This window comes from Phenylobacterium sp., from assembly GCF_030651185.1.
GTDB lineage: Bacteria > Pseudomonadota > Alphaproteobacteria > Caulobacterales > Caulobacteraceae > Phenylobacterium.
Genome location: NZ_JAUSCJ010000006.1, coordinates 80,159 through 98,188 on the forward strand (window position 1 = coordinate 80,159; position 18,030 = coordinate 98,188).

Below are 18,030 nucleotides of genomic sequence, written 5' to 3' on the forward strand. Positions count from 1 at the left end.
CACAGTCGAGACATGGGCGCAGCCGTGTGCGTGCAGCCCCTTGGCAGCCCTCGAATTGGACCCTTCCCGCGTGAAGATCGGAGCGGGTCTTGTCCCGGCCACCCAAGATCTCCGAGGCGTAGCAAGCTGACTTGGCGTCGGCCGCGCGCGCTACGGCGAGACGGAGATCATGGGTCCCCGGGACAAGCCCGGGGATGACGGTGGAGGGGTGAGGTTATCTGCGGGTGAGTTCCTTCACCAGGGCCGTGCGGCCGTAGACCTTTTCCAGGGCCTCGGTCGCCGCTGAGGTGGCCACGACCACCGTGCGGTTGATCGTGCCGTCGTAGCCGTAATTGCCGCCGAGGGAGTGGATGTTGCCGTCGAAGGCGGCGCCCAGGATCTCGGCCTTGGCGTTGAGCACCGGGGAGCCGGAGTTGCCGCCGATGATGTCGTTGGTGGTGACGAAGTTGAACACCGTGGCCGGGTTCAGCCTGTCCTTGGCGGCGACCCAGCGGGGCGCGAGCTGGAAGGGATCGGCGCCGGTGGCGCGGTCATAGAGGCCGGCGAAGGTGGTGAAGGGGGTGATGGTGGTCCCGCGATAGGTCCAGCCGGCCACCTTTCCGTAGGACAGGCGCAGGGTGAAGGTGGCGTCGGGATAGACCGCGTCGCCATAGGCGGCGAACTTGGCCCGGGCGATGCGCTCGGCGGCCCGGTCTGTGGGGCCGCTGATCTCGGTCTCCCAGGCGGTGCGGACTGCGCGGGCCGGCGGGTCGATGCGCAGGGCGAGCTGGATCATCGGGTCGGTCGACGCCTGGATGGCGGCCAGGCCGCCGTCCCAGAGGCGCTTGCGCTCGGCGGGATCGGCGAGCTTGGTCCCGGCCACCAGGCGGGCGGCCATGGCCTCGGGACTCTCCTTGCCCAGCAGCAGCTTCACCGCCGCGTCGTCGACGGTGAGGTATTCGCGGGTCTTGGACAGCCAGAAGCCGAGATAGAGCTGCTCCAGGGCGGCGTCCACGGGCTGTTCGTCGAGGATCTGCTTGGCCATGAGGGCCAGGCCCGCGTCGCCGTATTCCGGCAGGCGCTCGGCCGAGGGCTTGGCGCGTTCCTGGCCGGCGCGGACCAGTTCGCGGGCGTACATGAACAGTTCCGAGAGCGAGCCGGCGCCGCTCTCAAGCTGGCGCAGACGGAGATAGCGGTCGGCATAGGGGCCCTGGACCTTGGCGATCTCGCCCCACGGGTCGCCGATGTCGGCGGCGAGCTTGGGATCGGCGGCCACCTTGGCGCGCAGGTCGGCCTCGGCGGCGCGCTTGTCGGCCATGAAGGCCGGGTCGTTGAGGGCGAACTGCCGGCCGTAGAAGACCTTGAAACTGTTCTCGACGCCGAACAGCGGATCGGTGGCGATACGCTTGGACTCCGCGTCGCGCTCCCCGAAGGCGATCAACCGGCCGCGCAGCTCCGAGCGCTGCAACTGGCCGATGGGCAGGGCCAGGTCGCGCTGGGTCTCCAGCTGGGCGACGGTGAGCATGCGGTCAGTGCCGCCGGGATTGCCGGAGACGAAGGTGACCTCGCCGTCCTTGGGGGCGCGGCTCTGCCAGATCAGGTGCTGCGGCGAGGCGATCGGCTTGCCGTTCTCGTAGAGGCGCACGAAGGCGGCATCGAGATTGAAGCGCGGGAAGTTGAAATTGTCCGGATCGCCGCCGAAGAAGGCGGTCGCCAGCTCGGGGGCGAACACCAGACGGACATCGGAATATTTGCGGTACTTGTAGAGCTTGTACTGGCCGCCCCGGTAGAGGGTGACCAGCTGGCAGCGGAACGCCTCGTCCTTGCCGCAGGCGACAGTCTCGGCCGCGCCCTTGGCGGCGTCGCGCGCCTTGACGAAGTCGAGCCCGGTCTTGCCGGCGGTGGCCTTGCCGATGTCGGCGGTGAGGTCGGTGATGGAGACCAGCACCTCGGCCTGCATGCCGGGGCACTTCTTTTCCTCGGTCCGCGCGGCGGTGAGGAAACCGTCCTTCACATAGTCGGTCTTGCCGTCCGACAGGCTCTGGGCGCAGTCGACGATGCAGTGGTGGTTGGTGAAGACCAGGCCGTCCCTGGAGACCAGCGAGGCCGAGCAGCCGCTGGTGAGCCGCACCGAGGCGGACTGGACGCGGTCGAGCCACTTCTGGTCGGTCTTGACGCCATAGGCCTGGGCCACCTTGGCGGCGGGGAAGTTGTCGAAGGTCCACATGCCCTCGTCGGCGCGGGCCGGGGCGGTGGAGAGGGCGATGGCGGCGGCGAGCGCGCCGCCCAAGGTCTGTCGAAGCATGAACATCCCGATGAGGTTTCGCAGGGCCCGGAGAGGCCGCGGGTGGCGATCCGTAACAATGTAACAGCGCCCTGGCTAGGGACTTTTGTGATCAATGACTTAGGCGACGCCCGCGTGGAAAGTTACTTATAATTCATGCGATTAGGGCACCAAAACCGCCGCCTTACAGCGTTTTAACTAGGCTCCCGACGGTCCCGCGCACACATGCTGGCGCCGTTGGAGGGACGCAATGTCACTGGCCTTGGCCACCCTGATCTATGAATGGCGCCGCTACATGGCCGCCGTGATCGCGCTGGCCTTTTCGGGCCTGCTGATCCTGGCCCAGGTCGGCATGTTCACCGGGATCGTGAAGGGCGCCACGGCCACCATCGACCGGAGCCGCGCCGACATCCTGGTGCTGGGCGCCAAGTCGGAGAGCCTGATCAATTCCGGTCCATCTGGCCTGCCCCGCCGGATCCAGCCACAGCTCTATCTGAATCCCGACGTGGTGGAGGTGGCCAGCTTCGACGGCGACGGCGCCCGCTGGACCAACCGTCCGCCCCCGGGAAAGAAGGCGGTCACCACCTTCGTCCAGGTCAATATGGTCGACACCCGCCCCGGGGCGGTGACCCTGCCCACCGACTATTCCGAGACCGTCCGCATCGCCCTGCAGGAGCCCTATGCGGTGGCCATCGACCGCAGCGCGCTGGCGCGGCTCGGCGTCAAGCCCGGCGACAGCGCCGCCCTGAACGGCAAGTCGGTGCATGTGCGCGCCATCCTGGATGGCTATCCAGACATCAACCAGGCCTCGGTGGTGGTGTCGCGCGACACCATGCGTCTGCTGGGCATGGGGGAGAAGGGCGACAAGACCGGCCCCCTGATGGTGCGGATCAAGGACCCGGCCCGGGCCGAAGAGGTGCGCGACACCCTGAACGCCAACGCCGACAAGGCCTATCGCGCCTGGACCCGGGACGAGCTGTCCAAGGCCAATGAGGGCGCCCTGATGAAGGAACAGATCATCGGGGTGATGCTGGGCTTCTCGGTGTTCCTGGGCTTCCTGATCGGGGTGGGGATCACCTCCCAGACCCTGCGCGGGGCGATCCTGGCCAACATCAAGGAGTTCGCCAGCCTCCGCGCGCTCGGCGTCTCCATGCCTTCGCTGCGGCTGATCGTGGTGGAGCTGTCCTTCTGGGTGGGGATCGTCGGTCTCGGCGCCACCGCCCTGCTGACCTTCGGCATCTCGCTGCTGGCCAAGAGCGCCGGCCTGCCCATGGGCTTCCCCATCGGCTGGATCACCGGGGTCGCCATCCTGCTGATGCTGATCTCCATGGCCTCGGGCCTGATGGCCATGGGCATCCTCAAGAAGAGCCAACCCGCGGACCTGCTGCGATGAGCCAGACCTCCGGTGTTCCCGGCGCCCACGCCCTGGTGGCAAAGGGCCTGACCAAGCGGTTCAAGACCGGCCGCACCCACATCGAGGTGCTGAAGTCGGTGGACTTCGACGCCCTGCACGGCGACGTGACCATGGTCATGGGGCCCTCGGGGTCCGGCAAGTCGACCCTGGTGGCGACCCTGTCGGGCCTGCTGAAACCCGACGAGGGTTCGGTGAGCGCCATGGGCGAGGACCTGTGGAAGCTCAGCCCCGGGAAGATCGACCGGTTCCGGCTGGACCACTGCGGCTTCATTTTCCAGGGCTTCAATCTGTTCGGGGCGCTGAGCGCCCTGCAGCAGGTGACCATCATCCTGAAGTACAAGGGCTTCGCGCCGGCCGAGGCCCGCGCCCGGGCCGAGATCGCCCTGGCCGAGGTGGGTCTTTCCAAGCGCATGCACCAGCGCCCTTCAGAGCTGTCGGGCGGTGAGAAGCAGCGGGTGGCCATCGCCCGCGCCCTGGCCAAGGAGCCGCACCTGCTGTTCGCCGACGAGCCCACCAGCGCGCTGGACGGCGAGAACGGCCAGATCGTCATCCAGCTTCTGCAGCGGGCGGCCAAGAGCCATGGGGCCGCCGTGATCTGCGTGACCCACGATCCGCGGCTGGAAGCCTATGCCGACCGCATCATCCACATCGAAGACGGCCGCATCCTGGACGACCGGCGCACGACGCCGGACCCTGCCGCCGCCCAGACCCCTGAGCTCATCGGAGCCTAAGACCATGTTCGCCTTCCTCCGCCGCCACGTCGTCTGGGTCGTGGTCCTCGTGCTGGGCCTCGCCGTCGCCGGCGGGGTCGTGCTCAACGGCCAGGCCAAGGCCCAGAAGGCGGAGGCCGCCAAGGTCGCCGCCGCCAAGGCGCCCAAGAGCCCCTTCGTCGCCATCGCCAACGGCAAGGCCGATGTCGAGGGCGGCATGATCCAGGTCGCCGCCCGCCGCGCCGGGATCGTGCGCGAGGTTCTGGTGAGCGAGGGCGACCGGGTCACCAAGGGCCAGGTCCTGGCCCGCCAGGAGGACGACGAGCCGCGCCTGGCCGCAGCTCAAGCTGCCGCCGCCGTGCGCCAGGCCCGCGCCCAGATGGCGATGACCCAGGTGCAGCTCTCCACCGCCCAGCGCGAGCGCGCCCGGCTGCAGGGGCTGGTTGCCACCAACTTCGTGGCCGGCCAGCGGCTGGATCAGGCGCAGGACAAGATCCGCGAAGCCCAGGCCAACCTCGAAGCCCAGCGCGCCAATATCGCCACCGCGCAGGCCGCCCTCGAACGGGCCCGCTACGAGCAGGAACTGACCATCATCCGCGCGCCGGCCGACGGCCGCATCGCCCGGCGCTACGCCAATCCAGGCGCTGGCGCCTCGACCCTGAACGTCTCGACCATGTTCGACCTGGAGCCGACGGCGCCGCACATCGTCCGCGCCGAGATCGCCGAGGGGGCCCTGCCCTATGTCAGCATCGGTCAGGCGGTGCAGATCGCGCCCGAGAGCGACCCCACCAAGGTCTATCGCGGCACGGTGCTGCGCCAGGCTGCGGTATTCGGCGCCCGCAAGCTGGTCTCCGACGACCCCACCGAACGCACCGACGACCGGGTCGTCGAGGTGGTGGTCAGCGCCCACGACGCGCCGTTCCTGATCGGCCAGCGGGTGCTGGTGAAGTTCCTGCGCGGGACCCAGATGGCGGCGAACTGAGAACGTCGCCCTAGAACCGCTGCGCGCCGTCCAGGCGGATGGTGGTCCCGTTGAGGAAGTCGTTGTCGCAGATGTGGGCGGCGAGCTGGGCGTATTCGTCGGGATCGCCCATGCGGTGGGGATTGGGCACCATGGGCCCCCACTTGGCCTGGGCTTCCTCGTCGGTCATGCGGGCGGAATAGGCCAGGGTCAGGAAGGTGCCGGGCGCGATGGCCATGGCGCGGACGCCGATCGGCGCCAGGTCGCGGGCGATGGTCAGGGTCATGCCGATGATGCCGCCCTTGGCCGCCGAATAGGCCGCCTGGCCGGGTTGGCCCTCATAGCCCGCGATGGAGGCGGTGTTGATCACCACGCCGCGCTGGTTGGAGGCGAGCGGCGCGTTCGTCGCCATGGCCTCGGCGGCCTGGCTGGTGACCGCGAACGCGCTGTTGAGATAGACCCCGACCGTGTGGGCGAAGTGGGCCAGCGGGATGCGCTTGCCCTCGCGGTTGACGGTGCGGGCCGCGCCGGTGGCGCCGGGGGGCGGGGGTCCGCCGTGCACCACCACGGCGGCGCGCAAGGGAGCCAGGTCCACGGCGGCCTGCACGGCCTTGGCGATGGAGTCCTCATCCATGATGTCGGTGCGCACATAGACCGAGCCGTTGCCGAGTTCTTTCGCCAGGGCCTCACCGCGCTCGTCGGCCACGTCGGCGATGACCACCTTCATCCCCCGCTGGGCGAGGCGGCGCGCCGTGGCGCTGCCGAAGCCGCCGGCGCCGCCGGTGACCAGGGCCGAGGCGTTGGTGAGATCCATGGTGTTTCCCCTAATTCTCGACCGGGCGCCGGCCGCTTTGGGGTCATCCTGTCGGCCCGCCTGCGAAAACGCGAGGCTGTCGTCGCGGCAGGTTGGGGAGGAAGATCAGGCCGCCAGGACCTCGCCATCGGCGTCGCGGCCGATCCAGCGGGCCAGGCAGTCGTTGAGGGCCTGGATGCTGATGGGCTTGCCGACGCTGTCGACCATTCCGGCCTCGCGCATCCTGGCGACCTGCTCGGGCAGGACGTCGGCGCTCATGGCGATGATGGGGGTCATGCTGACCCGACCGCCGAGGGCGCGGATCGCGCGGGTGGCGGCCAGGCCGTCGACGACCGGCATGTGCACGTCCATCAGGATGGCGTCGTAGCGGCGGCGCTGGGCCACCTCGATCGCCTCCCGGCCATCGCAGGCGACGTCGACGGTGCAGCCCAGCAGGGTGAGGACGGTGATCCCCAGTTCGCGGTTCATGGGGTGGTCGTCCACCAGCAGGATGTGAGCCGAGAGGCCCTGCGCCCCGCCCGTCTCGGCCGGGGCGGCGACTATGGCGTCGGCCCGGGCCATGGGGATTTCGAGCCAGAAGGTGGAGCCCTGGCCGACGGCGGACTCAACGCCCACCTTGCCGCCCATCAGGTCCACCAGGCCCTTGCAGATGGCCAGGCCCAGGCCCGTGCCGCCATGGGTGCGGCTGACCGATGAGTCCACCTGGCTGAAGCGCTGGAACAGGCGCTCGGCGGCCTCCGGCGCTATGCCGGGGCCGGTGTCGGTGACGGCGATGTGGATCAGGTCGAGATCGCCCGCGGGCGCGACCGACAGGGCCAGGGTGACGCCGCCGGCGTCGGTGAACTTCACCGCGTTGTTGAGCAGGTTGAGCAGCACCTGGCCCAGGCGGTGGTCGTCGCAGACATGGGCGGCGACCTGGTCGCCGGCGACGGTCATGGCCAGGGTCAGGCCCTTGAGCTCGGCGCTGTCGGCCACGATCGAGAGGGCCGACTGGCAGGCTTCGGCCAGGTCCACCGCCTTGGGGTCCAGGTCGATGCGCCCGGCCTCCACCTTGGAGAAGTCGAGGATGTCGTTGACCACGGTCAGCAGGGCGCCGCCCGACCGCTCGATCATGCCGATCTGGTGGCGGCTGTCGGCGGGCAGGTCGTCGCGGCGTTCCAGCACCTGGGCAAAGCCGATGATGGAGTTCAGCGGCGTGCGGATCTCATGGCTCATGGCCGCCAGGAACTCGGTCTTGGCGACGGAGGCCGCCTGGGCCCGGTCGCGAGCGCGCATGTAGCTGGCGGAACGCCGGGCCAGGATCTGGCGCAGCCGCTGCTGGTGGGTGGCCATCAGGGCGACGATCAGGCCGGTGGCGAAGACCATGGCCAGGTAGACCTGGGTCAGGGTGATCCGCTGATTGAGGCTCTCATGGTCCGCCATCAGCCCCGTCGGGGCGTGCTGGATGCCCAGCGGGAGCATGACGATGCAGGTCAGCCCCATGGCGAGGATGACGGCGCGCGGGCCCATGCGCAGGCCCACGAGGGTGATCGCCGGGAAGGCGGCCAACAGGGCCACGCCGCTCAAGGGGGTGAAAACCAGCGCCGCAAGGGCCGCCATCAACAGGTAGGCCGACAGGTTTTGCCACAAGGCCGCCTGCATCAGGCCCGCCGCGCTGCTGCGTCCCAGAAGCAGGATGGCAGGCAGGACCAGGCCCATGCCCAGCAACTTGGCCGGCAGGCGGTTGGCCAGCATGGCGACCGGAAACTCGCCGTGCAGAATCCAGGCGCCGACCCCCAGCAGGACCGAACCCACCAGCAGGACAGGCAGCAGGGCCAGGAAGATGAGACCGGCGAACCGGCTCGGCGTGGTGAGGCGCACGACCCGCATCCTGCGCGCCAGCCAGACCACGCCCACGGCCTCCACGGTGTTCAGCACCGAGAAGCCGATCGCGTCGACCAGGCCGACCTTGAACATCAGGACGACAGCGACCTGGATAGTGAACCCGGTCACCAGGGTCGGCAGCCCCCAGCGGGCCGGCAGCAACAGCAGGGCGCCGATGACAAAGGCGTTGGCCGTCCAGATGGTGTCGATGCCGCCGGCCTGCTGGCGTAGCGCATTGGTCAGCCAGAGGTTGGCGATGTAGCAGAGCCCAAGAACCACGGCCGTATAGGCGTCCCGGTTGCGACCGACGGTCTTGATCATGCCGACTTCCCGGTCCTCTACATCCTGAGCCAAACCCTAGAATGGGGTCGCCAAGGAACCGTTAAGCACACTCGAAATCGCAGGATCCGAACCGCGGAGCCAACCGTCCCGGGGACAGGCGGCGGCTTGACCTCGCCTCTCCCGCGCCGCACAAACCGCGCGAAATTCTGACCCCTCTTTCTGGAGAGACTTCCATGGCGGACATCCGCTTCGACGGCAAAGTCGCGATCGTCACCGGCGCCGGCGGCGGCCTGGGCAAGCAGCATGCGCTGGAGTTGGCGCGTCGCGGGGCCAAGGTGGTGGTCAACGACCTGGGCGGCTCGATGGACGGTTCGGGGGGCTCCTCGGCCGCCGCCGACGCCGTGGTCGAAGAGATCAAGGCCATGGGCGGCGAAGCCATCGCCAACGGCGGCTCGGTCACCGACGACGCCGGCGTCGCCCATATGGTCAAGCAGACCATGGACCAGTGGGGCCGCATCGACGTGCTGATCGCCAACGCCGGCATCCTGCGCGACAAGAGCTTCGCCAAGATGACCATGGAAGACTTCGAGCTGGTGCTGAACGTCCACCTGATGGGCACGGTCAAGCCGACCAAGGCCGTCTGGGAGATCATGCGCGAGCAGAACTACGGCCGCATCGTCGTGACGACGTCGTCCTCGGGCATGTACGGCAACTTCGGCCAGTCCAACTACGGCGCCGCCAAGCTGGGCATCATCGGGTTCATGAATACGATCCGCCTGGAAGGCCAGAAGAACAACATCCACATCAACGCCATCAGCCCGGTCGCCGCCACGCGCATGACCGAGAACCTCATGCCCGCCGAGATCCTGGAAAAGCTGAAGCCGGAATACGTGACCCCGGGCGTCGTCTACCTGGCCTCAGAAGAAGCCCCCACCGGCGCGATCCTGACCGCCGGCGCCGGCGCCTTCGCCCTGACCCGCCTGTACGAAACCGAGGGCGTCTATCTCGGCGAGGGCGGCCTGTCGGTGGAAGAAGTCCGCGACAACTGGGCCAAGATTTCCGATCCGGCCGGCCAGCAGGCCTACCTCAACGGCGGCGAGCAGAGCGGGAAGTTCTTCCGCAAGATGCAGGGCGGCTAGGTCCGCCCCCGCAACGGGTTCCATGGAGGGGCGGTCCCGCAAGGGCCGCCCCTGTTCTGTTGCACTGAATTCACTTGCCCGACCTCGGATTATCCAGCGTAACCTAGGGAGCAACATCGCCCGGAAGAGGCGTGACCCATCTGGAGCAGGGATACTCATGAGCGACTCTTCGGCGGTGCGGGCCCGACGGCTTCCGCTGTCAACAGCCATGGCCTTCGCGGCCACCAGCCTGCCGATCTCGGCGGTCGCCATCGCCATCTCCGTCTATCTTCCCCGCCACTATGCGAGCCATCTGGGCATCGACCTGGCCCTGGTGGGGGCGGCCTTCTTCATCGTGCGCATGATCGACATCCCGGTGGACGGCCTGCTGGGCTGGACCATGGACAAGACCCGCACCCGCTGGGGCCGCTACCGGCTCTGGACGATCCTCGGGGCGCCGGTGCTGATGGCCGGAATCTACTTCCTTTTCATGCCGCCTGAGGGGGTCGGGCGGACCTATCTGATCGTCTGCCTGCTGGTGATGTATCTGGGCAATTCGATCCTGGCTCTGTCGCACGCGGCCTGGGCCGCGACGCTCGCGCCGCACTATGACGACCGGTCGCGGCTGTTCGGCATCATGACCGGGATCGGCGTCCTGGGGGCGGCCTCGATCCTGGCCATCCCCATCATCAACGAGGCGCGCGGCGCCTCGGACGCCGGCAACATCGCCACCATGGGCTGGTTCATCTTCGTGCTGACCCCGATCGCCACGGCCCTGGTGATCTGGCGCACGCCCGAGAAGATCGCGCCCGAGGTTCCCGGCCACGCCTTCCGCCTGCGCGACTATGGCGCCCTGATCACCCGCCCCTCGTTCCTGCGCATCCTGCTGGCCGACCTCTGCCTGTCGCTGGGTCCGGGCTGGATGAGCGCGCTCTACCTGTTCTTCTTCACCGACAGCCGCGGGTTCACCACCGGCCAGGCGAGCATCCTGCTGGCGGTCTACATCCTGGCCGGATTCGCCGGCGCGCCGCTGATGGGGCGGCTGGCCACCAAGATTTCCAAGCACCGGGCGGTGATGGTGGCCACCACCGTCTATTCCCTGGTGCTGATCTCGCTGATGGCGATCCCGCAGGGCAACATGCTGATCGGCGCGATCCCGATGTTCATGGCCGGCTTCATGGCCGCGGGCTTCAACGTCCTGACCCGGGCCATGACCGCCGACGTGGCCGACGAGGTGCGCCTGGAGCAGGGCAAGGAACGTTCGGGCCTGCTCTACGCCATCACCGTGATGACCACCAAGATCGCCGGGGCCTTCTCCATCGGCCTGACCTTCTGGGTGCTCTCCAAGGTGGGATACCTGGCCGCCGACGGCGCGGCCAACACCCCGGAGGCCATCCATAACCTGGAGCTGGCCTATCTGATCGGGCCGGTGGTCTTCGTGATGCTGGGGGGCGCCTGCATGATCGGCTACAAGCTGGGCGCCGAGCGGCACGCCGAGATCCGGGCCGAACTGGACGCCCGCGACGCCCTCTATGACGAGGCGCCGATCGTTGAAAGCGTGACCGGTGAGGCGGCCATCGTCACGCCCCCAGGCGCCCGCTGACTCCGCAACGCGGCCCGGGCGCGATTCTGTCGCGTCCGGGCTTCGAAACCACTTGCTTCGCCGCAAGTGAACGCGCGTAACCTACCGGCCTGACTCAAGCCTCCGACAAGTGTGTGCTGAGTGTGCGCGGAGGATACGAGACTTGACCCAGGCCAACACGGCGCCCCCCTCGGGACGCCTATCGCTCGGAACCATATTGGCCTTTGCGGGCACCAGCCTGCCGCTATCGGCCCTGGCCATCGCCATCTCGGTCTATCTGCCCCGCTACTTCGCCAGCCACATCGGCGTGGAGCTGGCGGTGGTGGGCGCGGTCTTCGCCCTGGTGCGCGCCATCGACATCCCGCTGGACCCGGCCCTGGGCATGATCATGGACCGCACGCGGACCCGCTGGGGCCGCTACCGGATCTGGACGGTGATCGGGGCGCCGATCCTGATGGTCGCCCTGATCATGCTGTTCCAGGCCCCCGAAGGATCAGGCCAGCTCTATCTGGGGGGCTGGCTGCTGATCATGTACCTGGGCACCTCGATCCTGGGCCTCTCGCACTCGGCCTGGGCCGCGACGCTGGCCACCAACTATCATGAGCGCTCGCGCATTTTCGCGGTGATGACGGCGGTCGGGGTGCTGGGCTCGGTCCTGGTCCTGGTGATCCCCATCGTCCTGGAGCAGCAGGGCCTGACGGACGCCCAGGGCGTCAAGGCCATGGGCTGGTTCATCATCGGCCTGACGCCGGTGGCCGTGGCCCTGGTGGTCTGGCGCACACCGGAGAAGATCACCGTCGACGTCGGCGCCAAGCACTTCAACCTGCATGACTACTGGGCGCTGATCTCGCGGCCCAACATGATCCGCATCCTGCTGGCGGACCTCTGCCTGTCGCTCGGCCCCGGCTGGATGGCCGCGCTCTACCTGTTCTACTTCAAGGACGCCCGGGGCTTCTCCACCTCCGAGGCCAACATCCTGCTGCTGGTCTACATCCTGGCGGGCTTCGCCGGCGCTCCGGCGGTCAGCTGGCTGGCCAACAGGATCAGCAAGCACCGGGCGGTGATGGTCACCACCACCGGCTATTCCCTGATGCTGATGCTGGTGGGCTTCCTGCCCAAGGGCAGCATGATGCTGGCCCTGCCGGCGATGTTCATGGCCGGCTTCCTGGCCGCGGGCTTCGGCGTCATGACCCGGGCGATCACCGCCGACATCGGCGACGAGGTGCGCCTGGACGGCGGCAAGGAGCGGATCGGCCTGATCTACGCCCTGACCGTGCTGACCGGAAAGGTGGCCGGGGCCTTCTCGATCTTCCTGACCTTCACCGTGCTGGCCCGGGTCGGCTACAACGCCAAGGAGGGCGCCACCAACACCGCCGAGGCGATCCACAATCTGGAGCTGGCCTATCTGATCGGTCCCATCGTCTTCGTCATGTTGGGCGGGGCCTGCTTCATCGGTTACAAGTTGGACGCCAAGAATCACGCCGAGGTCCGGCGCAAGCTCGAGGAACGCGACGCCCTCTATGACGAGGCGGCGATCATCGAGAGCGTGGCGGCCGAGCCTGGAAACGTGGTGGTCGGCTCCAGGATTTGAAGTCTTTTCCGCGCCCGTTCGGCGCACTCTGAATTTTTTAGAACAGGCGCGTTCAGCGCCACCCCATTAGGAGATCCTTCATGGCGGTTTCGCCCCCAATCCAGCGGCTATCGCTGCCGGTCGCCCTATCCTTCGCCTCGACAGCGCTGCCCATCGCGGCCATCGGCCTGGTGATGGCGGTCTTCCTCCCGCGGTTCTTCGCGGGGCACCTGGGCCTGTCCATGGTGGCGGTGGGCGCGGCGATCACCATCGTGCGCCTGATCGACCTGGCGGTGGACCCTCTGCTGGGCATGGCCATGGACCGGACCAAGTCGCGCTGGGGACGCTACCGTCCCTGGCTGGTGGTCGGCGCCCCGCTGGTGATGGCGGCGGTCTACATGCTGTTCATGGCCGACAAGGGTGTCAGCGAAGGCTACGTCATCGGCTGGTTGCTGGTGCTGTACCTGGGGATCTCCATCGTCACCCTGGCCCAGGCGGCCTGGGGCGCGGCGCTCGCCACCGACTACAATGACCGTTCCCGGGTCTATGGCGTGATCAGCGCCGTCGGGGTCATCGGCGCCGTCCTGATCCTGGTGGTGCAGCTGTCGGTGAAGGGCAGCTTCGCCGAGAGCGTCCACGCCATGGGCTGGTTCTGCATCGTCCTGCTGCCGATCACCGTGCTGCTCTGCGTCATGATCAGCCCCGAGCGCGTCGCCCCCAAGACCTCAGGGGTTCACGCCAGCTTCGCCGACTACTGGAAACTGATCACCCGCCCCGAGATGGTCCGGCTGATCTTCGCCGACTTCGTGATGGCGCTCGGTCCCGGGACCACGGCGGCGCTCTACCTGTTCTTCTTCCACGACGCCCGGGGCTACACGACCGCACAGACCTCGTTCCTGCTGATCTTCTACATAGCCGCGGGCCTGGCCGGCGCGATGTTCTGGAGCTGGCTGGCGCAGAAGATGGGCAAACACCGGACCCTGATGCTGACCTCGGTCTGCTACGCCATCACCCAGTCGATGCTGATGATCATTCCGCCGGCCACCATGTCGCTGGCCATCCCCGCCATGTTCGCGGTGGGCTTCGTCTCCTCGGCCTTCGTGCTGATCGTGCGGGCCATGGTCGCCGACGTAGCCGACGAGGTCCGGCTGGAAACTGGCGAGGAGCGGGCCGGCCTGCTCTACGCCCTGGTCACCACCACCCAGAAGATCGGCTCGGCGATCACGGTCGGCGTCAGCTTCACCGTGCTCGGCATGGTGGGCTACAACGCCGCCGAGGGCGCGGTGAACACCCCTGAAGCCATCCGCGGCCTGGAGCTCTGCTACGTCTTCGCCCCCATCATCCTGGTGTTCTTCGGCGGTGCCTGCTTCATCGGCTGGAAGCTGGACGCCACCCGGCACGGCGAGGTGCGCCGCCAGCTCGACCTCCGCGACGCCCTGGCCGCCGAGTCAGGCGTCCTGGCCACCGCCTCGGGCGTGTCCCTGCCCGACACCGACGGCAAGCCATAAGAGCTCCTAGAGGAGCGCCTTGGCGATCTGATTGAAGACGTTGGCCGCGGGGCTCGCAGGAGCCGCCGCGGTCACCGGCCTGCCGTCGTCACAGGCCTGGCGCAGGGCCTGGTCCAGGGGAATTTCCCCCAGCAGCGGCAGGCCCAGCTTCTGCGCTTCCGCCTTGCCGCCGCCCTCGCCGAAGATCGGGATGCGGGCGCCCGTGGCGGGGTCGGGGAAGTAGGACATGTTCTCCACGAACCCCAGGATCGGGGTGTTGGTCTTCTGGAACATGGCGACGGCGCGGCGCGCATCGATGAGCGCGATTTCCTGCGGCGTCGAGACGATGAGAACCCCATCCAGCTTGATCTTCTGAACCAGGGTCAGCTGGATGTCGCCGGTGCCCGGCGGCATGTCGACCACCAGGATATCCAGGGGTTCGGCCTCGGTCCCCCAGGCCACGTCATTGGCCATCTGGCGCACGGCCGAGGAGGCCATGGGCCCGCGCCAGATCATCGGCGCGGCCTCGTCCACCAGGAAGCCGATAGACATCACCTTCATCCCCCAGGCCTCCAGCGGGATCAGCTTCTTGTCGGGACCAAATCCCGGGTCGCCGTCGATCCCCAGCATGCGCGGGGCCGAAGGGCCGTAGATGTCGGCGTCCAGCAGGCCGACGCGCAGACCCATGGCGGCGAAGGCGGCGGCCAGGTTCACCGAGATGGTGGACTTGCCCACCCCGCCCTTGCCGCTGGCCACGGCGATGACCCGGCGGACGTGATCGGGACGCACGGCGTCGACAGGCGGCTTGGGCGCGGCGGCTGGATCCTGGGTCACGCGGGCGCCCTTGACCACACGGGTCACGCCGGGCGCGGGCGGCGGCGGCTGGTCGGCCTCCACGGTCAGCATCACCCTGGCCTCGGCCACGCCGTCGACGTGCATCAGGGCGCGCTCCGCCTCGGCGCGGGTCGGCTCATAGAGCGGGATGTCTTTGGCGGCGACTTCCAGAACAAATCCGGCGCGGCCGGGCGCGAGGGTGAGGCCGTGGACCTTGCGGGCCGCGACCAGGCCCTTGCCAGTCTTGGGATCCAGCACCCGATCCAGGGCGGCCAGCACAACGGCGCGTTCGGGGGCGGTTTCAGCGTTCATGACACCCGTGTGTCTTGCTTTGCGAGCTTGCGCGCCTCATATCCGGCTGACAGCGCCGGTTTACAAGCCCGACGACAGGTGGCCTTTCGCCGCCGCGCCGAGACAAAGAAGCAGACGACGCGACCATGCCCTGGAACGACAATGCGAACCCCGGCCCCTGGGGCTCTCCGCCATCGGGCGAGGGCGGTGGCGGCGACAAGCAACCTCCGAAGAGCACCGGACCTCAGGGCGGCGGTCCGCGCCGTCCCGGCGGCGGCGGCGGCCCGGGCGGCCCCGACATCTCGGCGATCCTGGACCGGCTGATCGCCCAACTGCGCGGCCTGTTCGGCGCCGGCGGCGGACCTGGCGACCAGATCCGGCCGGGCGCGATCGCCGCGGTGGCTGGCGCGGGTTTCGCCCTTTGGGCCCTCTCGGGCGTCTATATCGTCCAGCCCAACGAGGCGGCGGTGGTCACCACCTTCGGCTCCTATTCGCGCTCCGAGACGCCGGGCCTCCGCTATCACCTCCCCACGCCGATCGAGCGGGTGGAGAAGGTCGCCGTCACCAGCCTGAACCGCATCGATATCGGCGGATCGGCGGGCGCCGACGTGCCGGAAGAAAGCCTGATGCTGACGGGCGACGAGAACATCGTGAACCTGGACTTCAGCGTCACCTGGCGCGTGGCCGACGCCGCCAAGTATGTGTTCACGGTTCGCGACCAGGAGGACGCCGTCAAAGCCGTCGCCGAGAGCGCCATGCGCGAGGTGGTGGGCAAGACCACCCTGCAGGACATCCTGACCACCGGCCGTGGCCGGGTGCAGACCCAGTCGGCAGAACTGATGCAGCGAACCCTGGACGGCTGGGGCGCCGGCGTCAGCATCGTCGAGGTGCAGATCCGCAGCGCCAACCCGCCGCAGGAAGTCGTCGCCGCATTCCGCGAAGTGGCCAATGCCGGCCAGGACGCCGAGAGCGCCGTCAACGAAGCCAACTCCTACCGCAACCGGGTGATCAACGAGGCCAAGGGTGACGCGGCCAAGCTGACCCAGTCGGCCCAGGGCTACCGTGAACAGTCCGTGCGGGAAGCGATCGGTGAGGCCTCTCGCTTCAGCCAGATCCTGACGGAGTACAAACGCGCGCCGGGCGTGACCCGCGACCGCCTCTATATCGAGACCATGCAGCGGGTGCTGTCGCGCTCCAACAAGGTGGTCATCGACGGCAAGGGCGCCAGCGCGCCCATCATCCTGCCCCCAGACGTCTTCCGCGCCAAGACGCCTACAGCCCGCGTCGTACCTCAGGCCGAGGGCGGCGAAACCGTCATTCCCAGTCCCGGAGCCCCGCGATGAACCGCCGCCTCACCACCTGGGGTGTCATCGCGCTTGGCGTCCTGGTCGTCCTGTTCAACACCCTGTTCGTCGTCGAGCAGCGCCAGCAGGCCATCGTGGTCCGCTTCGGCGAACCCGTGCGGGTGATCAACGCCCCCGGCGAGAACGCGCCGGGTCTGAAGATCAAGGCGCCCTTCCTCGAGAACGTCATCAAGCTCGACAAGCGCAATCTGAAGCTCGAGGCCGACCAGGAAGAGATCATCGCCGCCGACCAGGAGCGCCTGGTGGTGGACGCCTTCGTCCGCTACCGCATCTCCAACCCGCTGCAGTACTACCGCACCCTCCGCGACGAGCGGACGGCCAATGACCGCATTGAGCGTCTGCTGAACTCGTCCCTGCGCCAGATCCTCGGCACGGCCACCTCCAGCGATATCATCTCGGGTCGCCGCGGCGCCCTGATGGCCCAGACCAAGGTGGACGTGGCCAAGCGGGCCAGTTCCTCGCGCCTGGGCATCGAGATCATCGACGTGCGGATCAAGCGCGCCGACCTGCCGGCGGCCAACCAGGCGGCCGTCTATCGCCGGATGCAGACCAGCCGCCAGCAGGAAGCCGCCCAGCGGCGGGCCGAGGGCGAACAGAAGAAGCGCGAGATCATCGCCGGCGCCGACAAGGAAGTGGCCATTACGCTGGCCACCGCCACCGAGGAGGCCGAGACCACCCGAGGCGAGGGCGACGCCCAGCGCACCCGGATCTTCGCCCAGAGCTTCGGCCGCGATCCGAGCTTCGCGGCTTTCTACCGCTCGATGTCGGCCTATGAGGCCTCCCTCGGCCAGGGCGACACGACGATGGTGCTGTCCCCCGACAGCGCCTTCTTCAAGTACTTCGAGCGCGGCCCGAACGCGCGATAGGATCCATGGCTGATCGCATCGACGTCCGGATCGCGGAGCCCGGCGATGGCGCCGCCTTCGCCGCGATCTACGCGCCCATTGTCGTTGAGACCGCCATCTCCTTCGAGACCGAGCCGCCCTCGGCGGAGGTGATGGGCGAGCGGGTGATCAAGACCCTGGCGACCCACCCCTGGCTCACCGCCATGCGCGATGGAGAGGTCGTCGGCTACGCCTATGCCGGGGCCCATCGCGAGCGGGCCGCCTATCGCTGGTCCTGCGACGTGACCGTCTATGTCGCTCAGGCGGGGCATCGCTCCGGGGTGGGCGGCGCGCTCTACCGCACACTCCTGCCGCTGCTGCAACGCCAGGGCCTGCGATCGGCCTTCGCCGGGATCGCCCTGCCCAACGCCGGCAGCGTCGGATTGCACGAGGCCGTGGGCTTCACCCCGATCGGTGTCTATCGCGAGGTGGGCTACAAGCTGGGCGCCTGGCGCGATGTGGGATGGTGGCGGCTGGGGCTGTCACGCCATGACGGCCCCCCGGCTGAACCGCTCAGCTTCCCGCAACTGACGGCCTTGCCCGGCTTTAGCCTGACGGCCGTCTGAACCGCCGACCGGCCCTGATGCGCGCCT

The 18,030-nt window shown here is 68.4% G+C and carries 14 protein-coding genes; 10 read left to right on the forward strand and 4 right to left on the reverse strand.

What is annotated here, in order from left to right:
• Positions 1-214 precede the first annotated feature (214 nt).
• The gene (locus Q7J39_RS01730; RefSeq protein ID WP_304819775.1) at positions 215-2,284 is read right to left on the reverse strand and encodes a S46 family peptidase; all 2,070 of its coding nucleotides are present in this window, start codon (positions 2,282-2,284) and stop codon (positions 215-217) included.
• 229 nt (positions 2,285-2,513) lie between these two features.
• Here Q7J39_RS01730 and Q7J39_RS01735 point away from each other — a divergent pair, with 229 nt between their 5' ends.
• Genes Q7J39_RS01735 through Q7J39_RS01745 form a run of 3 tightly spaced genes read left to right on the forward strand, consistent with a single transcriptional unit; the run spans position 2,514 to position 5,369 of the window.
• A complete protein-coding gene (locus tag Q7J39_RS01735) occupies positions 2,514-3,656 on the forward strand; it encodes an ABC transporter permease (protein WP_304819777.1) in 1,143 nt (380 codons plus the stop codon).
• A complete protein-coding gene (locus Q7J39_RS01740) occupies positions 3,653-4,408 on the forward strand; it encodes an ABC transporter ATP-binding protein (RefSeq protein ID WP_304819779.1) in 756 nt (251 codons plus the stop codon). The genes Q7J39_RS01735 and Q7J39_RS01740 overlap by 4 nt, the downstream gene beginning before the upstream one ends.
• Before the next feature lie 4 nt (positions 4,409-4,412).
• The gene (locus tag Q7J39_RS01745; protein WP_304819781.1) at positions 4,413-5,369 is read left to right on the forward strand and encodes an efflux RND transporter periplasmic adaptor subunit; all 957 of its coding nucleotides are present in this window, start codon (positions 4,413-4,415) and stop codon (positions 5,367-5,369) included.
• Between the two features lie 10 nt (positions 5,370-5,379).
• Here the strand turns inward: Q7J39_RS01745 and Q7J39_RS01750 are convergent, their stop codons facing one another.
• Positions 5,380-6,162 carry an SDR family NAD(P)-dependent oxidoreductase gene (locus Q7J39_RS01750; RefSeq protein WP_304819782.1) on the reverse strand — a complete coding sequence of 261 codons (783 nt, stop codon included), beginning with the start codon at positions 6,160-6,162 and terminating at the stop codon, positions 5,380-5,382.
• Between the two features lie 105 nt (positions 6,163-6,267).
• A complete protein-coding gene (locus Q7J39_RS01755; protein ID WP_304819784.1) occupies positions 6,268-8,346 on the reverse strand; it encodes an ATP-binding protein in 2,079 nt (692 codons plus the stop codon).
• 194 nt (positions 8,347-8,540) lie between these two features.
• Between Q7J39_RS01755 and Q7J39_RS01760 the strand changes: the two genes are divergently transcribed.
• From Q7J39_RS01760 to Q7J39_RS01775, 4 genes are all read left to right on the forward strand, one after another.
• Entirely contained in the window at positions 8,541-9,446 is a 906-nt protein-coding gene (locus Q7J39_RS01760; protein WP_304819786.1) for an SDR family NAD(P)-dependent oxidoreductase, read from the forward strand.
• Between the two features lie 157 nt (positions 9,447-9,603).
• Positions 9,604-11,028: an MFS transporter gene (locus Q7J39_RS01765; protein WP_304819788.1), complete on the forward strand. Its 1,425-nt coding sequence runs from the start codon at positions 9,604-9,606 to the stop codon at positions 11,026-11,028.
• Positions 11,029-11,170: 142 nt separating this feature from the next.
• A complete protein-coding gene (locus Q7J39_RS01770; RefSeq protein WP_304819790.1) occupies positions 11,171-12,598 on the forward strand; it encodes an MFS transporter in 1,428 nt (475 codons plus the stop codon).
• An 80-nt stretch (positions 12,599-12,678) separates the two neighbouring features.
• A complete protein-coding gene (locus Q7J39_RS01775; RefSeq protein WP_304819792.1) occupies positions 12,679-14,085 on the forward strand; it encodes an MFS transporter in 1,407 nt (468 codons plus the stop codon).
• Between the two features lie 6 nt (positions 14,086-14,091).
• On the opposite strand, the gene Q7J39_RS01780 is transcribed toward Q7J39_RS01775, so the two are convergent.
• Positions 14,092-15,210, reverse strand: a complete 1,119-nt coding sequence (locus Q7J39_RS01780) for an Mrp/NBP35 family ATP-binding protein (protein WP_304819794.1) — start codon at positions 15,208-15,210, stop codon at positions 14,092-14,094.
• A 125-nt stretch (positions 15,211-15,335) separates the two neighbouring features.
• Between Q7J39_RS01780 and hflK the strand changes: the two genes are divergently transcribed.
• From hflK to Q7J39_RS01795, 3 genes are read left to right on the forward strand one after another with little or no spacing between them, the layout of a single operon-like run.
• Entirely contained in the window at positions 15,336-16,532 is a 1,197-nt protein-coding gene (hflK, locus tag Q7J39_RS01785; protein WP_304819796.1) for an FtsH protease activity modulator HflK, read from the forward strand.
• Positions 16,529-17,419 carry a protease modulator HflC gene (hflC, locus tag Q7J39_RS01790; RefSeq protein ID WP_304819798.1) on the forward strand — a complete coding sequence of 297 codons (891 nt, stop codon included), beginning with the start codon at positions 16,529-16,531 and terminating at the stop codon, positions 17,417-17,419. The genes hflK and hflC overlap by 4 nt, the downstream gene beginning before the upstream one ends.
• Before the next feature lie 5 nt (positions 17,420-17,424).
• Positions 17,425-18,003, forward strand: coding sequence for an arsinothricin resistance N-acetyltransferase ArsN1 family B (locus Q7J39_RS01795; RefSeq protein ID WP_304819800.1), 579 nt, complete (start codon positions 17,425-17,427; stop codon positions 18,001-18,003).
• The last annotated feature ends 27 nt before the right edge of the window (positions 18,004-18,030 follow it).